This is a genomic window from Arthrobacter sp. FW306-1B-F12A (genome assembly GCF_058781865.1).
In genome coordinates, this window is record NZ_JBYSXD010000035.1 from 25,785 (window position 1) to 47,978 (window position 22,194).

21 protein-coding genes are annotated in these 22,194 nt (G+C 64.3%); 16 read left to right on the forward strand and 5 right to left on the reverse strand.

Annotated elements, in window-relative coordinates:
- The first annotated feature begins 22 nt into the window (after positions 1 to 22).
- The 3 genes from treZ to AC3WJU_RS15925 all read left to right on the forward strand — a co-directional run bounded on the left by treZ (position 23) and on the right by AC3WJU_RS15925 (position 4,146).
- Positions 23 to 1,780, forward strand: coding sequence for a malto-oligosyltrehalose trehalohydrolase (treZ, locus tag AC3WJU_RS15915; protein WP_492260334.1), 1,758 nt, complete (start codon positions 23 to 25; stop codon positions 1,778 to 1,780).
- A 76-nt stretch (positions 1,781 to 1,856) separates the two neighbouring features.
- The gene (mgrA, locus tag AC3WJU_RS15920) at positions 1,857 to 2,894 is read left to right on the forward strand and encodes an L-glyceraldehyde 3-phosphate reductase (protein WP_284991854.1); all 1,038 of its coding nucleotides are present in this window, start codon (positions 1,857 to 1,859) and stop codon (positions 2,892 to 2,894) included.
- Between the two features lie 166 nt (positions 2,895 to 3,060).
- Positions 3,061 to 4,146: an inositol-3-phosphate synthase gene (locus AC3WJU_RS15925; protein WP_059387408.1), complete on the forward strand. Its 1,086-nt coding sequence runs from the start codon at positions 3,061 to 3,063 to the stop codon at positions 4,144 to 4,146.
- 83 nt (positions 4,147 to 4,229) lie between these two features.
- Here AC3WJU_RS15925 and AC3WJU_RS15930 read toward each other — a convergent pair whose 3' ends face one another.
- The 3 genes from AC3WJU_RS15930 to mshA form a co-directional block, all read right to left on the reverse strand.
- Positions 4,230 to 5,189 (reverse strand): DUF559 domain-containing protein, encoded by a 960-nt coding sequence (locus AC3WJU_RS15930; protein WP_332602021.1) that lies wholly within the window; start codon positions 5,187 to 5,189, stop codon positions 4,230 to 4,232.
- A gap of 168 nt (positions 5,190 to 5,357) precedes the next feature.
- A complete protein-coding gene (locus tag AC3WJU_RS15935) occupies positions 5,358 to 7,052 on the reverse strand; it encodes a formate--tetrahydrofolate ligase (protein WP_284991856.1) in 1,695 nt (564 codons plus the stop codon).
- A 234-nt stretch (positions 7,053 to 7,286) separates the two neighbouring features.
- Positions 7,287 to 8,531, reverse strand: a complete 1,245-nt coding sequence (gene mshA / locus AC3WJU_RS15940; RefSeq protein ID WP_284991313.1) for a D-inositol-3-phosphate glycosyltransferase — start codon at positions 8,529 to 8,531, stop codon at positions 7,287 to 7,289.
- 147 nt (positions 8,532 to 8,678) lie between these two features.
- On the opposite strand from mshA, the gene AC3WJU_RS15945 reads away from it, so the two are divergent.
- The 7 genes from AC3WJU_RS15945 to tsaD are packed head-to-tail and all read left to right on the forward strand — an operon-like array spanning position 8,679 to position 14,480.
- Entirely contained in the window at positions 8,679 to 9,209 is a 531-nt protein-coding gene (locus AC3WJU_RS15945; protein WP_059387411.1) for a GNAT family N-acetyltransferase, read from the forward strand.
- Between the two features lie 40 nt (positions 9,210 to 9,249).
- A complete protein-coding gene (locus AC3WJU_RS15950) occupies positions 9,250 to 10,356 on the forward strand; it encodes a carbohydrate kinase family protein (RefSeq protein ID WP_284991317.1) in 1,107 nt (368 codons plus the stop codon).
- A gap of 57 nt (positions 10,357 to 10,413) precedes the next feature.
- The gene (alr, locus tag AC3WJU_RS15955) at positions 10,414 to 11,616 is read left to right on the forward strand and encodes an alanine racemase (protein WP_492260335.1); all 1,203 of its coding nucleotides are present in this window, start codon (positions 10,414 to 10,416) and stop codon (positions 11,614 to 11,616) included.
- Positions 11,617 to 11,642: 26 nt separating this feature from the next.
- Positions 11,643 to 12,218 (forward strand): tRNA (adenosine(37)-N6)-threonylcarbamoyltransferase complex ATPase subunit type 1 TsaE, encoded by a 576-nt coding sequence (gene tsaE / locus AC3WJU_RS15960; protein ID WP_492260339.1) that lies wholly within the window; start codon positions 11,643 to 11,645, stop codon positions 12,216 to 12,218.
- The gene (gene tsaB, locus AC3WJU_RS15965; RefSeq protein WP_059387412.1) at positions 12,218 to 12,889 is read left to right on the forward strand and encodes a tRNA (adenosine(37)-N6)-threonylcarbamoyltransferase complex dimerization subunit type 1 TsaB; all 672 of its coding nucleotides are present in this window, start codon (positions 12,218 to 12,220) and stop codon (positions 12,887 to 12,889) included. Before tsaE ends, tsaB begins: the two co-directional genes overlap by 1 nt.
- Positions 12,890 to 12,933: 44 nt before the next feature.
- The gene (gene rimI, locus AC3WJU_RS15970) at positions 12,934 to 13,374 is read left to right on the forward strand and encodes a ribosomal protein S18-alanine N-acetyltransferase (RefSeq protein WP_059387414.1); all 441 of its coding nucleotides are present in this window, start codon (positions 12,934 to 12,936) and stop codon (positions 13,372 to 13,374) included.
- On the forward strand, positions 13,371 to 14,480 hold the full coding sequence (tsaD, locus tag AC3WJU_RS15975) for a tRNA (adenosine(37)-N6)-threonylcarbamoyltransferase complex transferase subunit TsaD (protein ID WP_492260336.1): 1,110 nt from the start codon (positions 13,371 to 13,373) through the stop codon (positions 14,478 to 14,480). The genes rimI and tsaD overlap by 4 nt, the downstream gene beginning before the upstream one ends.
- 34 nt (positions 14,481 to 14,514) lie before the next feature.
- On the opposite strand, the gene AC3WJU_RS15980 is transcribed toward tsaD, so the two are convergent.
- On the reverse strand, positions 14,515 to 15,666 hold the full coding sequence (locus AC3WJU_RS15980) for a glutamate--cysteine ligase (RefSeq protein WP_306958941.1): 1,152 nt from the start codon (positions 15,664 to 15,666) through the stop codon (positions 14,515 to 14,517).
- Positions 15,667 to 15,843: 177 nt separating this feature from the next.
- Here AC3WJU_RS15980 and AC3WJU_RS15985 point away from each other — a divergent pair, with 177 nt between their 5' ends.
- The 3 genes from AC3WJU_RS15985 to AC3WJU_RS15995 all read left to right on the forward strand — a co-directional run bounded on the left by AC3WJU_RS15985 (position 15,844) and on the right by AC3WJU_RS15995 (position 18,062).
- Positions 15,844 to 17,004, forward strand: coding sequence for a GTP-binding protein (locus tag AC3WJU_RS15985; protein ID WP_492260337.1), 1,161 nt, complete (start codon positions 15,844 to 15,846; stop codon positions 17,002 to 17,004).
- 66 nt (positions 17,005 to 17,070) lie between these two features.
- Positions 17,071 to 17,193 (forward strand): type B 50S ribosomal protein L36, encoded by a 123-nt coding sequence (gene ykgO, locus AC3WJU_RS15990; protein WP_059387417.1) that lies wholly within the window; start codon positions 17,071 to 17,073, stop codon positions 17,191 to 17,193.
- A 50-nt stretch (positions 17,194 to 17,243) separates the two neighbouring features.
- The gene (locus AC3WJU_RS15995) at positions 17,244 to 18,062 is read left to right on the forward strand and encodes a shikimate 5-dehydrogenase (protein WP_441432552.1); all 819 of its coding nucleotides are present in this window, start codon (positions 17,244 to 17,246) and stop codon (positions 18,060 to 18,062) included.
- 23 nt (positions 18,063 to 18,085) lie between these two features.
- Here AC3WJU_RS15995 and AC3WJU_RS16000 read toward each other — a convergent pair whose 3' ends face one another.
- Positions 18,086 to 19,324, reverse strand: coding sequence for a THUMP-like domain-containing protein (locus AC3WJU_RS16000; RefSeq protein WP_492260338.1), 1,239 nt, complete (start codon positions 19,322 to 19,324; stop codon positions 18,086 to 18,088).
- Positions 19,325 to 19,401: 77 nt separating this feature from the next.
- On the opposite strand from AC3WJU_RS16000, the gene AC3WJU_RS16005 reads away from it, so the two are divergent.
- The 3 genes from AC3WJU_RS16005 to groL all read left to right on the forward strand — a co-directional run bounded on the left by AC3WJU_RS16005 (position 19,402) and on the right by groL (position 22,030).
- A complete protein-coding gene (locus tag AC3WJU_RS16005) occupies positions 19,402 to 19,812 on the forward strand; it encodes a hypothetical protein (protein WP_284991330.1) in 411 nt (136 codons plus the stop codon).
- A 224-nt stretch (positions 19,813 to 20,036) separates the two neighbouring features.
- Positions 20,037 to 20,333, forward strand: coding sequence for a co-chaperone GroES (groES, locus tag AC3WJU_RS16010; RefSeq protein ID WP_028265041.1), 297 nt, complete (start codon positions 20,037 to 20,039; stop codon positions 20,331 to 20,333).
- Positions 20,334 to 20,419: 86 nt separating this feature from the next.
- Complete coding sequence (gene groL / locus AC3WJU_RS16015; RefSeq protein ID WP_284991332.1) at positions 20,420 to 22,030, forward strand: chaperonin GroEL; 1,611 nt, start codon at positions 20,420 to 20,422, stop codon at positions 22,028 to 22,030.
- Positions 22,031 to 22,194: the final 164 nt, after the last annotated feature.

Below are 22,194 nucleotides of genomic sequence, written 5' to 3' on the forward strand. Positions count from 1 at the left end.
ACAAGACGATTGAGGGGGAGCGATGGCCGAGAAGACCAGCGCCGGGAAACGGTTCGATGTATGGGCCCCGTTTGCGGAATCTGTCACTCTGCTCGCGAAGGAGCAGCGCCACGATATGCGGTCGCACGACGACGGCGCCGCGGGCTGGTGGACGGCGGACGTACCAAGGCAGCCCGGGACCGACTACGGCTATCTGGTGAACGGCGAGGGTCCCTTTCCCGACCCCAGATCGCAGCACCAGCCGGACGGGGTGCACGCTCTTTCCCGCACCTTCGACGCCTCGTCGTATGCCTGGAACGATACGGATTGGGCGGGGCGCGGGCTCGGCGGCGCGGTTATCTATGAGCTCCACCTCGGAACCTTCACGCCGGAAGGCACCCTGGACGCGGCCGTGGGAAAGCTGGATTACCTCGTTGAACTTGGAATCGACTTTGTGGAGCTCCTGCCTGTCAATGCGTTCAACGGCGCCCACAACTGGGGCTACGACGGCGTGCTGTGGTTCGCCGTCCACGAGGCTTACGGCGGACCGGAGGCCTATCAGCGATTCGTGGATGCCGCGCATGCTGCCGGACTCGGTGTGATCCAGGATGTGGTCTACAACCATCTGGGACCCAGCGGGAACTACCTGCCGAAGTTCGGCCCCTACCTGAAGTCCGGCGAAGGCAACACCTGGGGCGACTCAGTGAATCTGGACGGCCCCGGTTCCGACGAAGTCCGTCAATACATCCTGGACAATGCCGCTATGTGGTTGAGGGACTTCCACGTGGACGGGCTACGCCTCGACGCCGTACACGCCCTCCGCGATGAGCGGGCCGTCCATATCCTGGAAGACCTCGCCAGCCTCGCGGACGGGATCGAAGCCGAAACTGGCGTCCCCAAGACCTTGATCGCGGAATCGGACCTGAACAACCCTCGCCTCATCTACCGCCGGGACACCAATGGCTACGGCCTGGAAGGTCAGTGGAGCGACGACTTCCACCACGCCGTGCACGTCAACCTCACAGGCGAGACTGCCGGCTACTACGCGGATTTCGATTCCTTGGGCGCACTGGCAAAGGTGCTTGAACACGGTTTCTTCCACGACGGGAGCTACTCAAGTTTCCGCGGCAGGCACCATGGCCGCCCCATCCGCCCGGGGCTGGTTCATCCTGCCGCGTTGGTGGTCTGCAACCAGAACCACGATCAAATCGGCAACCGCGCCGCCGGTGACCGCCTGAGTTCCAGCCTGTCGTACGGGAGGCTCGCGTTGGCCGCCGTGCTGACCATGACGTCGCCATTCACCCCGATGCTCTTCATGGGCGAAGAATTCGGCGCGTCCACGCCCTGGCAGTTTTTCACGTCGCATCCCGAGGAATGGCTCGCAGAGGCCACGGCAAAGGGCCGGCTCAAGGAATTCGAACGGATGGGCTGGGACCCCGCGTTGGTGCCGAACCCCCAAGACCCGGAGACCTTCGAACGCTCCAAGCTCAAGTGGGAGGAAGCGCACGACGGCGATCACGCCCGATTACTGGAACTCTACCGGGCGCTTGCGAACCTCAGGCGCTCGACGCCGGAGCTAGCGGGCGGTGGATTCACCGACACCCACGTCGACTTCAGCGAAGAGGACAAATGGCTCGTTCTCAGCAGGGGAGCCGTGAGGGTTGCTTGCAACTTCGGGGACCGGACCCTGACGAAGGCGATGGGCGGTGAAGTCTTGCTCGCCACGGACTCCGCGGCCGCCGTCGGGAACGGAGAGCTGACCCTCCCGGGGGAGAGCGCCGCCGTCGTGCGCCTTGAGTGACTGTGCCCTTAAGTGAGCGTGCCCACATGACGGACATCGCGCTTCGAGCCTCGAAGGCGGTGGCAGGATGGTAGGTATGACTTATTCGGCTGCGGAAAACCGCTATGAAACCATGCCCTACCGCCGCGTCGGACGCAGCGGCCTCAAACTTCCCGCGATCTCGCTGGGACTGTGGCACAACTTCGGCGACGACAAGCGTTTCGAAGAGCAGCGCGCCATCCTGCGCCGGGCCTTCGATCTGGGTGTCAACCACTTCGACCTTGCCAACAACTACGGTCCGCCGGACGGATCGGCTGAAACGAACTTCGGCCGCCACCTGAAGGATGACTTCAAGCCGTACCGCGACGAACTCGTCATTTCGACCAAGGCCGGTTACTACATGTGGCCCGGCCCCTACGGAGAATGGGGCTCCCGCAAGTACCTGCTCTCCAGCCTTGACCAGTCGCTGCAGCGCATGGGACTGGACTACGTGGACATCTTCTACAGCCACCGTCCCGATCCGGAAACCCCGCTGGAAGAAACCATGGGCGCCCTGGACCACGCTGTCCGCTCCGGCAAGGCGCTCTATGCCGGAATCTCCTCCTACACCCCGGAGCAGACCCTTGAGGCAGCCCGGATTCTCAAGGAAATGGGCACGCCGCTCCTCATCCACCAGCCCAGCTATTCCATGCTGAACCGCTGGACCGAGAACGGTTCGCCCAACCTTTACGAAACGCTTGACCAGGTTGGCGCGGGATCCATCGCCTTCTCCCCGCTGGCACAGGGGATGCTCACCAACCGGTACCTGAACGGAATCCCCGCGGACTCCCGCGCCGCCAAGGAACGGTTCTTGTCCGAATCGGCGCTGACTGAGGAAAAGCTGAGCCGGGTGCGTGGTTTGAACGCCATCGCCGAAGGACGCGGCCAGACCCTCGCCCAAATGGCGATCGCTTGGATCCTGCGCGATCAGCCGAAGGGTTCGCCGGTGACCTCTGCCCTGGTGGGCGCGTCAAGTGTGGCGCAGCTGGAGGACACCGTGTCTGCGATCAACAACCTCGACTTCACGTCGGAGGAACTGACAGCGATTGACGAGTTCGCCGTCGAGTCCGACATCAATCTGTGGGCGCAGAAGTAGATTCGAAAAACTTAATACACTTGCGGGGCCGGCTGGGAACAAAGCCGGCCCCGTTCAGGTTGGTTACAATGCTAAGAGCGCCGAATGGCGCTGTGCCTTTAAGACGCCGTCGTACATACAGGTACTGACGCGCTAGGCACCTGAGGTTAGTTCTCAAAGGAGTTCCGTGTCTTCACATCCGATTCGTGTCGCCATTGTCGGCGTAGGTAACTGCGCCGCTTCGCTGGTCCAAGGTGTCCACTACTATCGCGATGCCGACCCCCAGGCCACGATTCCGGGTCTGATGCATGTTGAGTTCGGCAAGTACCACGTCAACGACGTCCAGTTCGTCGCTGCCTTCGACGTCGACAGCAAGAAGGTCGGCCTCGACCTCGCGGACGCCATCGGCGCCAGCGAGAACAACACCATCAAGATCGCCGATGTCCCTTCCACTGGCGTGACCGTGCAGCGCGGCCACACCCTGGATGGCCTGGGCAAGTACTACCGCGAGACCATCGTCGAGGCTCCGGAAGAGGCAGTGGACATCGTCGCCGCACTGCGCGAAGCCAAGGCCGACGTCATGGTCTGCTACCTGCCGGTGGGTTCCGAGGATGCTGCGCACTTCTACGCCCAGTGCGCCATCGACGCCGGTGTCGCCTTCGTCAACGCCTTGCCGGTCTTCATCGCGGGCACCAAGGAATGGGCCGACAAGTTCACCGCCGCTGGTGTGCCGATCGTCGGCGATGACATCAAGAGCCAGATCGGTGCCACCATCACGCACCGCGTCATGGCCAAGCTCTTCGAAGACCGCGGCGTCACGCTGGACCGCACGTACCAGCTCAACGTCGGCGGCAACATGGACTTCAAGAACATGCTGGAGCGCGACCGCCTGGAATCCAAGAAGATCTCCAAGACCCAGGCCGTGACTTCCAACGTCGAAGCCGTCCTGCACGCCGACGACGTCCACATCGGTCCGTCCGACTACGTCGCCTGGCTCGATGACCGCAAGTGGGCGTTCGTCCGACTCGAAGGCCGCAACTTCGGCGACGCCCCGGTGTCGCTGGAATACAAGCTCGAGGTCTGGGACTCCCCGAACTCCGCCGGCGTGATCATTGACGCCATCCGCGCCGCCAAGATCGGCCTGGACCGCGGCATCGGCGGCCCGCTGCTCTCCGCTTCCAGCTACTTCATGAAGTCCCCGCCGGAGCAGTTCAACGACGACATCGCCCGCGAAAAGGTCGAGGCCTTCATCCGCGGCGACGTCGAGCGCTAAACGCTCGCTCACTTATGCCGGGTTTTTGACGGACGCTCGCTCACCTTCGGGTGAGCGAGCGTCCGTCGTTTAACGCCCGTTCGCTACACGGCGCTTGCAAAGCCGGATGCGACGGCGGGATCGACCCACGCTGATCGGAGCGCCTTCTTGATCTTCTTGGTGGCAGACTCGAATCCATCTGCCAAATCGTCCTTGCGGAACACGAGGACGGTCCATCCGGCTGCCTCGAAGGCTTTGTTCCGGCGTCGATCACTGAGGGTCTGGGCCTCCGCGAGGTGATGGCCGCCGTCGTACTGAATGGCGACCCGCCGTCGGCGGAACCCCAAATCCGCCGACGGCGAGAACGGATCGTCACTTCGCAAGCTGAGCTGGAGTTCGGGTTCGGGGATTCCAGCGTCCAGCATGGCCAAACGAAGCAGGGACTCCGGCGCCGAGTCCGCGCCCACGCGCATCAGTTCGAGCGCCTGCCGGGCACGGACGACGCCTTGCAAATTCGGATGGCGCTCCACCAGAACACGCAGTCCTTCAAGGGTCGCGAACGGCGTGTCCCGTCCTTCCAGGGCCTGGCGGGGCACTCGAATCAGCTCGTCGCCCATACAGACGAGGTCGTTCAAAGGCAGCAGCCGGGCCATGTCCAGCCAAGTGCGTGGGCGCGTGCTGATCCGTATTCCATCAACCGATTCGACCTCGTTCTCGGCCGCGATCACCCTGTGCCCGATTACGCCTTTGCGGCGGGTTCCAGGCAACGATCGGGGCTTGCTGAGGTGCAGCTCCGTAGAATCGGCAAGCCACGGCGGAAGGCAGGAAGAGCGAAGGCGCGCTGCCGTCACGTGCGAGATCCAGGCCCCCGGGGTAGCAGCCGACAACGCACGTGCGGCGGACTCAAGTTCGAAGTCCCAGCCGATCGGACGGTAGAGGCTACGGCTGACGCGTTCGACGTCGGCGCGAAGCAGACGGCCGCGCGGGACACCTTGGGCTTGGGCCTGGGTGAGCGTGAACGGTCCTGAAAGCAGTTCGGCGGGAAGGGCGAGCTCGTTTTGCATACCCGCATTGTGCCGTAAAGGGGCGGATGCCCGCAGAAGTTATCCACAGGCCTGGGATTCGGACGACGGTACGGCCGCCTTCCGGCGCCACGGGTGAGCGAGCGTCCCGCGAAAGTGCCCTATAGGTGAGCGAGGGTTTCTTACATACGGCCCATAGCTGAGCGAGGGTCAGAAGAGACCCACCGGATTGCCGTGCTCATCGACGTCCATTCGCATCGCGGCGGGTTCCTTAGGTAAACCCGGCATCGTCATGACAGCACCCGTCAGCGCGACAATGAAGCCCGCCCCGGTCTTGGGAATCAGCTCGCGGACGTGCACCGTGAAACCCTTGGGGGCGCCCAACTGGGACGCGTCGTCAGTGAATGAATACTGCGTCTTTGCCATGCAAACGGGCATTCCGCTCCAGCCGTTTCTCCGGATGTCCGCGAGGCGCCTGAGCGCAGGGACGGAAAACTCCACACCGTCGGCACCATAGATTTCCTGCACGATCGTGCGGATCTTGTCCTCAACGGACAGGCCAAGGGGGTACAAGTGCCGGAAGTCCGACGGCGTTGCTGCCGCCACCGCCGCGGCGACCTTCGCCGCGAGCTCGTCACCGCCGTCGCCCCCTCCGCCGCGACCCCACACATCCGCCACCGCCGCCTGGACTCCTTCCTGGGCGCACCAAGCCAGCAGCCATTCGAGCTCTTCGCGTGTGTCCGTCGCGAACTTGTTGATTGCAACAACCGGTGTGACGCCAAACTTCTCGACATTGTGCACGTGCCGTTTCAAGTTCTCGACGCCGGCAGCGAGCGCCTCGACGTTGGGCTCCTTGAGCAGCTCCTTCGGAACGCCGCCCTGCATCTTGAGAGCCCTGATAGTCGCGACCACGACGACGGCGGACGGCGCCACGTCCGCGATGCGCGACTTGATGTCCATGTACTTTTCGGCACCGAGGTCGGCGCCGAATCCCGCTTCCGTGACCACAATGTCGGCGAGTTGTTGGGCCGTCCGTGTGGCGATGAGCGAGTTGCAGCCGTGGGCGATGTTGGCGAACGGGCCACCGTGCACCAGGGCCGGCGTTCCCGCAATGGTCTGCACGAGATTCGGTTTGATGGCGTCCTTCAACAGCATGGTCAGGGCACCCTGGACGCCGAGATCGGCCACCGTGACCGGCTGGCGGTCATAGCTGTATCCGAAAGTGATCCGGCCGAGGCGCTCGCGGAGGTCATCCAAGTCCGTCGCGAGGCAGAAGACGGCCATGATTTCGGAGGCGACGGTTATGTCGAATCCGTCTTGTCGCGGCACTCCTTGTGCGGGCCCGCCCAAGCCGATGATGATCTCGCGAAGCGAGCGGTCGTTCATATCGAGAACCCGTTTGAAGGTCATGCGGCGTGGATCAATGTTGAGCTCGTTGCCTTGGAAGATGTGGTTGTCCACGAGGGCCATCAGGGCATTATTTGCCGAGGTGATCGCGTGGAAGTCGCCGGTGAAATGCAGGTTGATCTGGTCCATGGGGAGAACCTGGGAATAGCCGCCCCCGGTCGCACCTCCCTTCATGCCCAGGATCGGTCCAAGGGACGGTTCGCGTAGCGCGATCATCACGCGGTGACCGGCCCGCGCCAAAGAATCGGCGAGGCCTACCGTGGTTGTGGACTTTCCCTCACCCGCCGGCGTCGGGGACATGGCGGAGACGAGGACTACCTTGCCCGCTCGTTTGGCATCCGGGAGACGGAGCTTGGCCGGATCGATTTTCGCCTTGAACCGGCCGTAGAGTTCCAACGCGTCGACGTTGATCCCGGCATGCTCCGCGATCTCCTCGATGGGACGCATCGCCGCATTCTGGGCAATTTCAAGGTCGCTCAAGATCTTGTTTTCAGACATCCTTGTCCTCAAATCCGTGCGGAACACTGTGCGCGACAATCTATCAGTCGTGTCCGCATAGGTGAGCGGGCGTCGCCGGGATTGCCTTCATTGGTGAGCGAGCGTCGTCGGGATTGCCTTCATTGGTGAGCGGGCGTCGCCGGGAGGGGCGCACATTGGTGAGCGAGCGTCGTCGGGATTCCCTTCATAGGTGAGCGAGGGTCGCCGGGGAGGGGCCTGTTTGTGAGCGGGGGTCTAGCTTGGGCGGACGAGGACAGCGCCGATGGCTGCGTGGTAGCTCTCGAGCGTGATGGCTGCCGTCCTGTGCCAGCCGAAGGCCTCCGCGTGCACGGCCGCGGCACGGCCCATGTCTTCGCGGGTGCGGGGGTCGTCGTACAGGGCTTCGATGACGTCGGCCCAGCGAGCGGGATCGTGGCCGTCAACCAAAATACCCGTCCGGCCGTCGGCAACGGCGCGGGTCAGCCCACCCACGTTGGTGGCCACCACCGGAGTGCCGCAGGCCTGTGCTTCAAGGGCAACCAGCCCGAACGACTCGCTGAAGGAGGGCATCAGCACGACGTCGGCAGATCGGAACCAGCCCGCCAGCTTGGGCGCCTTGACCGGCGCGCGGTGCGTGACGACGTCGTCGAGCCCCGAGGCGGTGATGAAGGATTGCAGGTTGAAGTCCTTGGCGCCGCTCAAGGCGCCCAGGATGGTCAGTTCGAGGTCGATGTCCGGCCGCCTCTTGCGGAGGATGCCCGCAGCCTCGACGAATACTTGCGGGCCCTTGAGCCGCTGGATGCGTCCGGCGAAGAGCAGGTGGAAACTGCCGGGTCGCACGCCAAGCTCGGCGCGGGACCGGGCCCGGAACGCGGGAGTGAACACGGTCAGGTCAACACCGGGGGGAGCGATGTCGATGTGGTCGAAATCGGCGCTGTAGTGCGAAACGAGCTCCTGGGCTTCGGCGGGAGTGTTGGCCACGAGGCGCGTGGCTCCATCCACAATCCGCTGTTCGCCGTCTTCACGCAGGCGCGGTTCGGGCCGCTCGCCGGATTCGAGCACCAGGTTCTTGACCTTCGCCATCGTGTGCATCGTGTGGATCAGCGGCACGTTCCACAATGCGGAGAGTTCGAGGCCCGCCACACCGGACACCCAGTAGTGGGAATGGATGGCGTCGTAACGGCCGTGCGGTTGCCGTTGCCGGATCCGCTCGACCTCGGCAACCATGGCGTGGAGGAGTTCGGGAAGTTCCTCCTTGGGCAGTTTCCGTGGCGGGCCCGCCAGGACGTTATGGACGCAGACGCCGGGACCGGGATGTTCGACGGCGGGCTGGCTGGCGGACGTCGAACGCGTGAAGATCTCTACCTCCACACCAAGATCCGCCAACGCCATGGCCAGCGCACGGACGTACACGTTCATGCCGCCGGCGTCGCCCGAACCCGGCTGTTCCATGGGGGACGTGTGGAGTGACAGGAAGGCCACGCGACGGATCAACGACACCGCTACCTCCTGTATCCAACGCAAATTCAACAAGTCCCGCAAAGTGAAAATCTCTGCGTCCCAGCGAAAACACTACTCCTGAGCTCCCTGGCATTGCAGTCGGCCCAACGGGCCGGCACGGTAGCGACGGCTGGTACCGTAACGGACGTGAGCCACTCAAACAGCAAAGCAGGAACGCCGGCGGCCGCTGGCTACGAGATCCGGGCCGCCCGGGCAAGCGACTGGCCAGGGATCTGGGCCGTCCTGGAACCCGTGATCCGGGCCGGGGAGACCTTCACCTGGGACCGCGACACCACCGAAGAAGCCGCACGGAGCAAGTGGTTCAAGGAAGCGCCCGGGCTGACCTTCGTGGCAGTGCGCGACGGCGACGTGCTGGGTACCGGTGAACTGCACGCCAACCAGGGTGGTGGCGGAAGCCACGTGGCCAACGCCGGCTATATGGTCCATGCCGATCACGGCGGGCAGGGAATCGCCCGGGCGCTCTGTGCCTATTCCTTGGTTGCCGCCCGGGACTCCGGGTTCAAGGCGATGCAGTTCAACGCTGTCGTCGAGAGCAACGTGCGCGCGGTAGGGCTCTGGCAGTCCATGGGCTTCCGTATCCTGGCGACCATCCCCGATGCCTTCCAGCACCCGACCCTCGGCTACGTCGGGCTGCACGTCATGTACCAGGAGCTCTAAGAGCTTTGCACAATCGTGGCCGCGGCGTAGTCTGCCGTGCATGGACGCAACGCCCAGGATTGGATTCGACCCCCTCGCCGCTATCCGGGGGGAAGCGCGTGATGACGCGGCCGATTCAGCCTGCGATCTCCTGCTGACAGGGACTGTGTTCCAGGACATTATCTTTACCGGACTGGACCGCAGCCCTGAACCGGGGACCGAAGTGTGGAGCCAAGGCATGGGGACCTGCCCTGGCGGCGTGGCCAACCAAGCCATCGCGGCCGCCCGGCTTGGGCTGCGGACCAGCCTCGCGGCGGCCTTCGGGGATGACGGATACGGGGACTTCAACTGGCGGATCCTGGAAAGCCAAGAGCATGTTGACCTTTCCCTGTCCAGGCGGTTCGAGGGCTGGCATTCCCCGGTCACGGTCTCGTTGTGCGTGGATCAGGATCGTTCCATGGTCACCCACGGACATCCCCCGCCCATGAGCGCCTCAGAACTGATCGGCGATCCGCCCAAGGCGCTCGCCGCCGTCGCGGATCTGGGCGAGGAGCCGGAGCCATGGATGCTGGCGGCGAGGAAAGCCGGCGTCAAACTCTTCGGCGACGCCGGATGGGATCCGACCGGAGCGTGGTCGTCGAAGCGGCTGGACCAGCTCAGCAATTTCCACGCCTTCATGCCGAACCAACGCGAAGCAATGGCCTTCACCGGCAAGGACAACCCATGGTCTGCGCTCTACACACTTGCCGACCGCGTTCCGGTGGCTGTGGTGACTTTGGGAGCGCAGGGAGCCATGGCCGTGGATTCCGAAACCGGTGAGGAGGAATGGGTGCCGTCCCTTCCCGTGACGGCGTACGACCCCACAGGAGCGGGCGACTGCTTCGGTGCGGCGTTTGTCGTGGGCTGCCTGGCCGGGTGGCCTTTGGGGGACCGGCTCCGTTTTGCCAATCTTTGCGCGTCGCTCGCGGTTCAGGAAGTGGGCGGCTCGCTGGCTGCGCCCGGTTGGGGAGACATCGCCGATTGGTGGCAGCGAGCCAACGCCCGGAGGGAGCGGCAGTCCAGCCAATGGCTCAAACGGTTCGCTTTCCTCGAGGACATTGTGGCGGATGTCCCGCCAGGAGCCCAACGTCGTGCAACGGCCACGATCGCCCACAACTCCGACGCCTGAGCGGGGCCCCACCCAGCCGGACAACCCGAGGGCCATGGCGGCACTAGAATCGTGAGGGTGACTTACGAAGCAGCTGCCAGTTTCGAGCCCTCGACGACATCGGGTTCGGCAACGGTCCTCGAACGATCAGCCGTCATTGACTTGGATGCCATCCGGCACAACGTACGCCAATTCGTGGCTATCGCCTCGCCCGCAAACGTCATGGCCGTGGTCAAGGCCGACGCCTATGGGCACGGCGCGGTGCAGGTGGCGCGGGCGGCCCTGGAAGCCGGCGCCCGATGGCTTGGCGTTGCCCATATTTCGGAGGCTTTGGCGCTTCGCGCTGCTGGAATCGATGCCCCCATGCTGGCCTGGTTGCACACCACCCAAAGCAACTTCCAGGCGGCGGTTGCCGCCGGCGTCGACGTCGGGATTTCGGGCTGGGAGCTGGACGCGGTGGTCGCGGCGGCACGCGAACAGGAACGGCCGGCACGCATCCACCTCAAGGTTGATACCGGCTTGGGCCGCAACGGCTCCACCATCGCCCAATGGGACAAAGTGGTGGGCCAGGCCATGGAGTACCAGGACGAGGGGCTCCTGCGCGTGGTGGGCATCTTCTCGCACTTGGCCGTGGCCGACGAACCCCACCGTCCCGAGACCGATGAGCAGTTGGCAGCATTCCGGGAAGCGATTGCCGTGGCCGAGGACGCCGGAGTGGACACCGAAGTCCGGCACCTGGCCAACACTCCCGCCACGCTTTCACGCCCGGATGCCCACTTCGACCTCGTCCGCGTGGGGCTCGGGCTTTACGGGCTGTCCCCGTTCGAAGGACAAAACTCCGCGGAACTTGGCCTGCGCCCCGCCATGACAGTGCGCACCCTCGTTTCCAACTGCAAGCGCGTGCCCGAAGGCCAAGGGGTGTCCTACGGACTCAACTACCGGACGTCCAGCGAGAGCGCCTTGGGCCTGATCCCGCTCGGATACGCCGACGGCGTGCCGCGCGTCGCCACCGGCGGACCGGTAAGGGTCAACGGCGTCAACTACCCGGTGGTGGGCCGGATCGCCATGGACCAGATGGTCATCGACCTTGGGAATGCGGTGACGGACGAAGCCGGCTGGTTGGGTGCCGAAGCCGTCATGTTCGGTGACGGCGCCGACGGCGGCCCGACGGCGGACGACTGGGCCGCCGCCGGAACCAACAACTATGAGATTGTCACCCGTGTCAGCCCACGCGTGCCGCGCATCTATATCAATGAGACCCCGGGGGCGGATGCCCGGTGAGCGGGGCCTCGATTGACAAGACCCCGTTGAGCGAGGCCTTGTGGGAACGCACGGTCAAGGTCGCGACGGCGGAGCAGACACACGCTTTGGGCTCGGCGCTCGCCGGGGTCCTTGAGCCCGGTGACCTGCTTGTCCTGACAGGCGAACTCGGTGCCGGCAAGACCACCTTCACCCAGGGACTCGGCGAAGGACTGGGCGTCCGTGCCGGGGTCATCTCGCCCACGTTTGTCCTGGTACGTATCCACCCGAACTTGCCGGACGGGCCGCGGCCGGGTGGTCCCGATCTGGTCCATGTTGATGCTTACCGGCTTGCCTCCGCCGCGGAAATCGACGACATCGACCTTGAAAACACCATGGACAACTCCGTGACAGTGGTCGAGTGGGGGCGCGAGCGCGTCGAACACCTTTCGGAAAGTCGCCTGGACGTCGAGATGCACCGGACGGTGGGCGGCGCGGAAGGGGCTGCAACCCGCCCGGAGGCCGGCCAGGACGCCGTGCTGGACTTCGACCCGGAGGACGACGACGAACCGCGCACCATCGTTTTCCGCGGCTTTGGCCCTCGGTGGAGCACGGTGCCGGAAATACTGGAGGAGAACGCCTGATGCTGATTTTGGCCATTGATACTTCGGCTGTGGCGAGTGCGGCACTCATCTCGGACGATGCCATGGAAGGCGTGGTGGAGTCCTTCGCCACCGAGGACACCCGCAGCCATGCCGAGGTCCTGGCGCCCGGCATTGAGAAACTCCTGGCCGACGCCGGAGTAGGTGGCGCGGACATCGACCTCATCGTCACCGGCGTTGGCCCCGGACCATTCACCGGGCTTCGTTCAGGGATTGCAACCGCCCGCACCTTGGCATTTGCGTGGAACAAGCCGCTATTCGGACTCATGAGCCTGGACGCGATCGCTTTGGAAGTGGCCGAATCAACGGAAGCACAGGCTGAGTTCCTCGTGGCCACGGACGCCCGTCGCAAGGAGGTCTACTGGGCGCGCTACACGCTCAACGATGGCCAGCTCCCGCAACTCGTGGACGGTCCGCACGTCGGTTTCGCCTCGGAGTTGCCCGATCTCCCGGTCTTCGGTGCCGGCGGCGGCATCTACGCGGACGTCGTCAACGCGAACGAGGAATTCAGCGCCACCCAGCCCGACGCCGCGTCGCTTGGCCAGTTCGCCATGGCACTCCTGTTGGCCGGCGCGGAACTGCCCGATTCCACGCCCTTGTATTTGCGGGAATCCGACGCCCAAGTGCCGGGCCCTAGGAAGCGTGCCCTGTGAACCGCTCATATCAGTTCAAGCTCGACGGCGTGACCTTGCGCGACATGACCGCCAACGACGTCACGGCGGTCGAGGTCCTGGAGCGCCGGCTCTTCCCGGTGGACGCGTGGCCGATGCAGATGTTCTTCGATGAACTCGCCCAGATTGATACCCGCCGCTACGTAGTGGCCGAAGCCGGCGGCCAGATTGTGGCCTACGCCGGGCTCATGTGCATCGAGCCGATCGCGGACGTCCAGACGATCGCCGTCGTCCCTGAATTCGAAGGCAGGGGAATCGGCTCTGCCATCCTCACGGAACTGATCGAAGAGGCCCGACGGCGTGGCGCTGTGGAAGTGCTCCTGGAGGTCCGTGCCGACAATCCACGAGCGCAGGCACTGTACGTGCGGTTCGGCTTCGAGCAGATCCACGTCCGACGGCGGTACTACCGCGACGGCACGGACGCCCTCATCATGAGGCTCACACTGACTGAAGGAACACCGGAATGAACCGCTCCCACACTATCCAGCCGCTCGTGCTGGGGATCGAGTCTTCCTGCGACGAAACCGGCGTCGGGATTGTCCGCGGAACCACGCTGCTGACCAACACCGTGTCCTCTTCGATGGATGAGCACGTCCGTTTTGGCGGTGTCATTCCGGAGATCGCTTCCCGTGCCCACCTGGACGCTTTTGTTCCCACGCTGCAGGAAGCTTTGCACGAGGCAGGGGTAGCGCTGGACGATATCGATGCCATCGCCGTAACGTCCGGACCCGGATTGGCCGGCGCGCTCATGGTGGGTGTCTGCGCGGCCAAGGCCCTCTCTGTTGCCACGGGCAAGCCGCTCTACGCGATCAACCACTTGGTGGCGCATGTCGGCGTCGGGCTCCTTGACGGGGCCGCCGGCGGTGGCACCGGGGGACTCTCGGGCGGCCGGCTGCCCGAAAACCTCGGTGCGTTGCTGGTTTCCGGCGGGCACACGGAAATCCTGCGCATCCGCAGCATCACCGACGACGTCGAGATGCTCGGCTCCACCATCGACGACGCCGCAGGCGAGGCTTATGACAAAGTGGCCAGGCTCCTGGGCCTTGGCTACCCAGGCGGACCGGCCATCGACAAACTCGCCAAGCAAGGCAACGCCAAGGCCATCCGCTTCCCGCGCGGCCTGACGCAACCCAAGTACATGGGAACCGCGGAGGAACCCGGACCGCATCGCTACGATTGGTCCTTCAGCGGGCTCAAGACCGCCGTCGCGCGCTGCGTTGAACAATTCGAAGCGCGCGGTGAGGAGGTTCCCACCGCCGACATCGCCGCTGCATTCCAGGAAGCGGTGGTGGACGTCATCACGTCCAAGGCTGTGCTGGCCTGCAAGGAGAACGGCATCACGGATCTCCTGCTCGGCGGCGGCGTCGCCGCCAACTCCCGGCTCCGTGAGCTGACAGGGCAACGTTGCAGCTCCGCCGGGATCACGCTGCATGTGCCGCCGCTGCCACTGTGCACCGACAACGGCGCCATGGTGGCGGCCTTGGGCTCGCAGCTCATCATGGAGGGAATCGCGCCCAGCGGCGTCGCATTCGCTCCGGATTCCTCCCTGCCGGTGACTACCGTTTCGGTGTAGGCGCGGGAATCCGTCTCGAGGTTAGCCGGCAACGCTAGGAGGTCGGAACGGACCGCATTTGCTCCACGAGATCCTGGACAACCGCGTGAAGATCGCCGTCGTGCTGGGCCGCGACGCGGCGCTGGCGCTGGTAGCCGGCTCCGCGGGCGATGATCTTTTCGACGTCGGCCAGTTCCGCCGAGCAACCCAGCTTTTCCGCGACAGGTGCCAGGCGCAGCAGCGTTTCCTTGAGGTGCTCGGTGACGAGCTGCTCGTTGCCTTCGGCGTCGAGGATGATGATCGCTTCCATGCCGTAACGGGCGGCGCGCCACTTGTTTTCCTGGATATGCCATGGCGGCATGGTGGGAATGCTGCCGCCGTTGTCCAGGATCGTGGAGAACTCGTCCACCAGGCATTGGGTCAGGGCTGCAACTGCGCCGACCTCCTCGAGGGTTGCCAGGCCGTCGCAAATGCGCATCTCGATGGTGCCCAAGTTCGGCACGGGCCGGATGTCCCAGCGGATTTCAGACAGGGTGTCGATCACTCCAGTGGTGAACATGTCCTGGACGTAGGACTCGTATTCGGCCCAGCTGGGGAACTGGAAAGGCAATCCGGCCGTGGGAAGCTGCTGGAACATGAGGGCGCGCTGTGACGCATAGCCCGTGTCTTCGCCGCCCCAGAACGGGCTCGAAGCGGACAATGCCTGGAAATGGGGGAAGTAGTTGACTAAGCCATCGAGGATGGGGAGCGCCTTGTCCCTCCGGTCCAGGCCGACGTGGACGTGGACTCCGTAGATGACCATTTGCCGCCCCCACCATTGGGTCCGGTCGATCAGTTTGGCGTAGCGTTCTTTGTCCGAGACCGGCTGGAGCTGCGGCGGGCTGAATGGATGGCTTCCGGCGCAGAAGAGCTCCACGCCCATGGGGTCGGTGACTTCCCTGACGGCCTGCAGCGAGCGGGCCAGGTCTTCCTTGGCTTCCTTGACGGTGTTGCACACACCGGTGACGAGTTCCACGGTATTCAGGAGCAGTTCCCGCTTGATGTGCGGGTGCTCGTCGTCTTCGTTCAAATCCGGATGCCGCGAAGCCACGCCCCGCAGGACCTCATTCGCCACCGAGACCAATTCGCCGGTGCGTGCGTTGACGAGCGCTAGCTCCCATTCCACCCCCAGGGTCGACTGCCTGGATGAAGCGAAATCAATCTGCACGTGGGTCCCCTCGGTATTTGCCAAAAACGCCCTGAGCAATGCCCGCCGTGGGGCCGTCAGCGGTTGGCTCAAGTCTAATGCAGGGGCGGTACGGTACCGCATGATGGGAACCGCGAGGTAAAACAGGAAATCGAAGCCGTTTGCTAATGAGAATGATTTGCATCTAAGATTATTGGCATGCATCTTTCTGTTGTCAGCTCACTGGACAGCCAATGCCGCGAAGCAGCCGCCGCCAGGCTTGGGCGGACCCATCGAGATTCGGTGGTTGTCCTGCACGACCTCCTGGACGGGTCCATTGTCTTGCGAAGGATCTTCCGCAACGGCCAACTGGTGGAGCAAGCTCAAACCGCTTTGGAACACGGCTGCCTTAGCTGCACGGTCCGTCTCGACGTTGTCCCGACGGCGGAACGCCTCGCCGCGTCGGGACACGACCATATCGTCCTGGGCCTCCCACCGGGTGTCTCCGTGGAGATGGCGGTAGCCGAACTCAAGCGCGGCCTGGAGCGGCCCGCCGTCATCGACAACGCGGTGTTGGCGATTGACCCCTCCGGGCTGGAAGACCATATCTGGGACAAGCACACGCTGTATGAATCCGGGTTTACGGCCATGCCCGAGGATGAGCGCACCAGCGGAGAATTTCTCATCGGGGAATTGGGCCACGCGGATACTGTCATGGTGCACGCCGGTCTTGGGGCAGAGCTCACCGGATTGCGCCCGGATTCAAGCGAGGCGTGGACCCTCGGCGTGGAACTTCTTGGGCAGCTCGCGCCGCACGCAGCCATTTCCGCGGGCGACGACGACTTCCGGCCCGGCTGCTACGACGGCGCCGAGGCTCTCGCGAGGGTCCGTCGTGGTTCCGTGAGGGTGCCGCTCGAGGAGGAGTCGGGGAATTTCCGGACCGTGCTCCACAAAGTGGAGCGACCCCTTCATCCGAGGCGCTTCCAGGAGGCGCTGCCCAAGTTGGCCGGGGGATGCCACTGGATGCGGGGCCGCTTGTGGATTGCCTCGGCTGCCAAAGTCCGGATCGCGGTGCAGGGAATCGGGCCGCGCGTCTGGCTCGAGAGTACGGGCGAGTGGCTGGCGGACGCCGGCATCGGCCCCGTCCCCAGCGGCAAAGGCCTGAAGCACGGAAACGGACTCCACGACGTCGACGCCGCCCTCGACTGGCATCCGCGCTTCGGCGACCGGGGGACGGTGCTTGCCGTGACCGGAAGGGGAGACGACGTTGACGCAGCAGAAATCCGGTCCCTGCTGGATGCATGCGCGCTGAGCGAAGCCGAGATGAGGCTCGGCTTCGCCGGGCTCGAGGACCCTTTTGAACTCGAATCCACCCTGTAGTCGAGCTCCAGCCCAGGCGGAACAAAGCCCCCATCAACCAAGCGAAAACACGAGAAGGAGAACCCCATGAAAGTCAGGAATTCGTTGCGTGCCCTCAAGAAGGTCCCCGGGGCGCAAGTGGTCCGCCGGCGCGGCCGCACCTTTGTCATCAACAAGCTGAATCCGCGCTTCAAGGCGCGCCAAGGCTAGCTCCCCGTCTAGGCTGGGCAGAGAACCCGCTACGCGAAGGAAGCCCCGTTATGCCGATCCTCAATAAAGACATGACGCTCTGTATTTCTCTCTCTGCCCGGCCCAGCAACAACGGAACGCGTTTCCATAACTTCCTTTACCAGGAGCTTGGCCTGAACTGGATCTACAAGGCCTTCGCTCCCACCGACCTCCCGAACGCGATCGCGGGCGTGCGCGGCCTGGGCATCCGCGGCTGTGCCGTCTCGATGCCGTACAAGGAAGACGTCATCGCCCTCGTCGACCGGATGGACGCTTCGGCGGCCGCAATCGATTCGGTCAACACGATCGTGAACGACGCCGGCGTACTGACGGCCTACAACACGGACTACACCGCGATCGCGCAGCTGATCGAGCGCAACGCGATCGACCCGGCGTCGTCCGTGCTGCTCCGCGGTTCCGGCGGCATGGCAAAGGCCACCGCCGCTGCCTTCCGGGACGCCGGGTTCTCCCGCGTTACAGTGGTTGCCCGGAATGAAAAACCCGGGCAAGCCCTCGCGGGGCTTTATGGCTTCGGCTGGCAAGCCGAAGTAGGGGAGTCCACGGCGGACGTCCTCGTGAACGTGACACCGATCGGCATGGCCGGCGGACCCGAGTCCAGCTCCCTGTCCTTCCCCGAAGCGGCGGTGGCGGCCGCGAAGGTAGTGTTCGACGTCGTCGCCCTCCCCGCAGAGACGCCGCTCATCAAAGCCGGCCGCGCGGCAGGAAAGATCGTGATCACCGGCGCCGAGGTGGCCACCATCCAAGCGCTTGAACAGTTCGTGCTCTACACCGGCGTCACACCCACACCGGAGCAAGTCGCTGCGGCCGAGGAGTTCACGCGCGCCCAATAGGGCGCCACAGCTCAGAGACCAGCTCAGGCAGCCGCGACGGGCTCCACGACAACAGCCACCTTTTCCTCGCCGATCCTGGTGAGGACCAAGGTGGCTGTTTTGTTGCCGCGGCCTTTTGCCGAGCCTTTTCCTGCCGGGAGCAGCTGCTTCCGCAGCTCCTCCGGGGTGACGGAGGTGCCGCGTTTCTTGATGTCCAGGACGCCGACGCCGTTCGCCTTCACCCAGGCTTTGAGGGCCTTGACGTTCAACGGCATGACTTCCAGGACTTTGTAGGCGCGGGCGAACGGGGTCTCCACAAGTTCCGGAGCGCAAATATAGGCGATGTGCTGGTCCACCAGGTGGCCGCCCAGCCGGAGTGCGACGTCGGCCACCAGGCCCGCACGGATCACCGCCCCGTCCGGTTCGTACAGGTATCCCTCCACGGGCCCGACGTCGGGCACCGGACCGCCGTCGAAATCTTCGCCGCTGGTGATCTCGGCTGCGCCTTGCGGCCCGAGCACCAGGGCAGCGCGGCGGATGCCGGGACGGGCGACGTCGTTGAACCACAGCGTCACTTCCGTGACGTCCCCGCCCACCGAAACCCACTGTGCCTCGCAGCCGGCCGGCACCGATTCGTGCGGCATGCCTGGCCCCATCTTGACCCCGACAGACTTGCCGGTCGCCGCCAATGATTCAACGAAGGACAACGGCGGCGAGAACGCCTCCGGATCCCAGATCCGTTTGGTTCCCGACGACGACGTCGTGCGTCGCGCCGGATCGAGCCACACGCCGTCGACCCCGTCGAGGGGCACCGAGGTTGCGTCGGAGTGCACTACCGTCGCGTGCGGGAACGGAATGAGGTTGATGGTGGCGCAGGCTGCGGTGGTCTCGTCGAGCTCCACGGCGGTGACCTCGATGTCCATGGAGGCCATGGCCATGGAGTCCGCTCCGAGCCCGCAGCCCAGGTCCGCCACGTGCCGCGTGCCTGCCTTGGCGAATCGCTCGGCGTGCCTGGCTGCAACATTGAGGCGGGTGGCCTGTTCCAGGCCGGCTTGGGTGAAGAGCATCTGACGGGCGAATTCTCCGAACTTGGCCTCGGCCCGGGTGCGGAGCCTGGATTGGGTGAGGACGGCGGCCACGAGCGCGGGGGAGTGGCCGTCTTTGCGCAGGCGCGCGTTGAGGGCGAAGGCTTCAGCGTCGCGGTATGGTCCCAAGGATGCCAGGAGTTCCCAACCTTCCGTTGTCAGCAAGGGGGCAATCTGGTCCTGGGGTGTGTCAGCCATGGGAACCAGCCTAATGCTCGCCCGTCATAGAGTGCGGACGGGGAACCGCGACCACCCGGGCGGATAGGGTTGATGCCATGGAAGACAACCCAGTACGCCAGCCTGACGACGCCAATGGTTCTCCCTTTGCCCCCGATAAACGTCCCTTCGCCGGAAATCTCTCCAAGTATGCCCGCCCCGCACTCATCGTCGGTGTTTTGATTGCCGTTGTCTGCATTGCGCTCTTGATCATTATTTTCTTCCTCGACTCCTTCAACGCGGCCACCTACTCCATGACCGGAAAGAGCGTCCAGGACGCCACCGACGAGGCCCGGGACATCCGTGACACCTACACCGGTGCCCGCATCGCAGCGATCGTCGGGCTGGTGGTGTTCGGCGTCGTCGCGCTCGCCAGCGGCGTAGTGCTCTACCTGAACCGCGGAAACGCGCCGAAGGAAGACTATGACGACGGCGAGGACGTCGACTTCGACGACCTCGCCGGTCAATGAGCTACTCGAGCCGCAAGTGGCGCTTCGGGCGTTCACCCATGACGGAATTCTGGCACTCGCCTTGACCGAGTGCTAATGCTTACATAGAGTCTTGATTAGCACTCTCCCTAGGCGGGTGCTAATCATGCCGCCAGGCACTTACCGGCACCGCGACGACGGTAAGCCCGCCACGGCACCCCTGGTTTGATAGTCCATGTACTACCTCACGTAAAGGAGAGATCCGAGTGTCGGTCTCCATTAAGCCTCTCGAGGATCGCATTGTTGTCCGCCCGCTCGAAGCAGAGCAGACCACGGCTTCCGGCCTGGTCATCCCGGACACTGCACAGGAAAAGCCGCAGGAAGGCGAAGTTGTCGCAGTTGGCCCCGGCCGCTTCGACGACAACGGCAACCGCGTCCCCGTCGACGTAACCGTCGGCGACGTCGTCATCTACTCCAAGTACGGCGGAACTGAAGTCAAGACCGGCGGCAACGAATACCTCGTTCTGTCCGCCCGCGACGTTCTGGCGATCGTCGTTAAGTAATTCCCTGGATCCCGCATCGCAGATCGAGTCGGACTTCTTCCGGTCGAATCAGCGGTGCGGGTTTTCCGTCTTGAAAGGACACAACCATGGCAAAGCAGCTTGCGTTTAACGACGCTGCCCGTCGCTCGCTCGAAGCAGGCATTGACAAGCTCGCCAATACGGTCAAGGTCACCCTTGGCCCGCGTGGCCGCAACGTCGTTCTGGACAAGAAGTGGGGAGCTCCCACCATCACCAACGACGGCGTGACGATCGCCCGCGAAGTCGAACTCGACGACCCGTATGAGAACCTTGGTGCGCAACTGGCCAAGGAAGTCGCCACCAAGACCAACGACGTCGCAGGTGACGGCACCACCACCGCCACCGTGCTGGCACAGGCACTCGTCAAGGAAGGCCTGCGCAACGTTGCCGCCGGAGCCGCACCTGGCGAAATCAAGCGCGGCATCGAGGTTTCCGTCCAGGCCGTGGCTGCCCGCCTCCTGGAGAACGCCCGCGAAGTTGAAGGCACCCAGGTTGCCAGCGTTGCCGCGATCTCTGCCCAGAGCGATGAGGTCGGCGAGCTCCTCGCCGAGGCTTTCGGCAAGGTCGGCAAGGATGGCGTCATCACCATCGAAGAGTCCTCCACCACGCAGACCGAACTGGTCCTGACCGAGGGCATGCAGTTCGACAAGGGCTACCTGTCCCCGTACTTCGTCACTGACGCGGAACGCCAGGAAGCTGTTCTGGAAGACGCGCTCATCCTCATCAACCAGGGCAAGATCTCCTCGCTGCAGGAATTCCTGCCGCTCCTCGAGAAGGCCCTGCAGGCTGCCAAGCCCCTCTTTATCATTGCTGAGGACATCGACGGCGAGGCACTGTCCACGCTGATCGTGAACCGTATCCGTGGCACCCTGAACGTCGTTGCCGTCAAGGCTCCGGGCTTCGGCGACCGCCGCAAGGCCATGCTGCAGGACATTGCCACCCTGACCGGCGCCCAGGTTGTTTCCCCGGAGCTCGGCCTGTCCTTGGACCAGGTTGGCCTCGAGGTCCTCGGCAGCGCCCGCCGGATCACCGTCACCAAGGACAACACCACCATCGTTGACGGCGCCGGTACGCCTGAGGACGTCGCAGCGCGCGTCGCCCAGATCCGTGCAGAGCTGACCCGCACCGACTCCGATTGGGACCGCGAAAAGCTGCAGGAAAGGCTTGCGAAGCTGGCAGGAGGCATCGGCGTCATCAAGGTCGGCGCAGCCACCGAGGTCGAGCTCAAGGAAAAGAAGCACCGCATCGAGGACGCAGTGTCCTCCACGCGTGCTGCCCTTGAAGAAGGCATCGTCTCCGGCGGTGGATCCGCCCTCATCCACGCCCTCAAGGCACTGGACGAGGACTCTGCCGTCAAGGCACTGGAAGGCGACGCGGCTGCCGCCGTCGGCATCGTTCGCCGTGCCCTGACCCAGCCCCTTCGCTGGATCGCCCAGAACGCCGGCTTCGACGGTTACGTCGTCGTGGCCAAGGTTGCCGAGCTGGAAGCCAACCACGGCTTCAACGCGAAGTCCGGCGTGTACGAGGACCTGATCGCCGCCGGCGTGATCGACCCCGTCAAGGTCACCCGCTCCGCACTCCAGAATGCTGCGTCCATCGCAGCCCTGGTTCTCACCACCGAGACCCTGGTTGTCGAGAAGCCGGCCGAGGAAGACGAGCACGCAGGCCACAGCCACTAGTCCCCACCGCCTCCCTAGCCTCGCTTCGCTTCGGCCCGGGAGCCCGGGCGGTGTGGGCCCATCTGTGTGAAAGAAGGCCCGGTCCCCTTGAACTGCTCCCCGGAAGTTGGACTGAGAAATCAGTTCTGACTTTCGGGGAGCAGTTTTATGCATGGAAGAAGTTC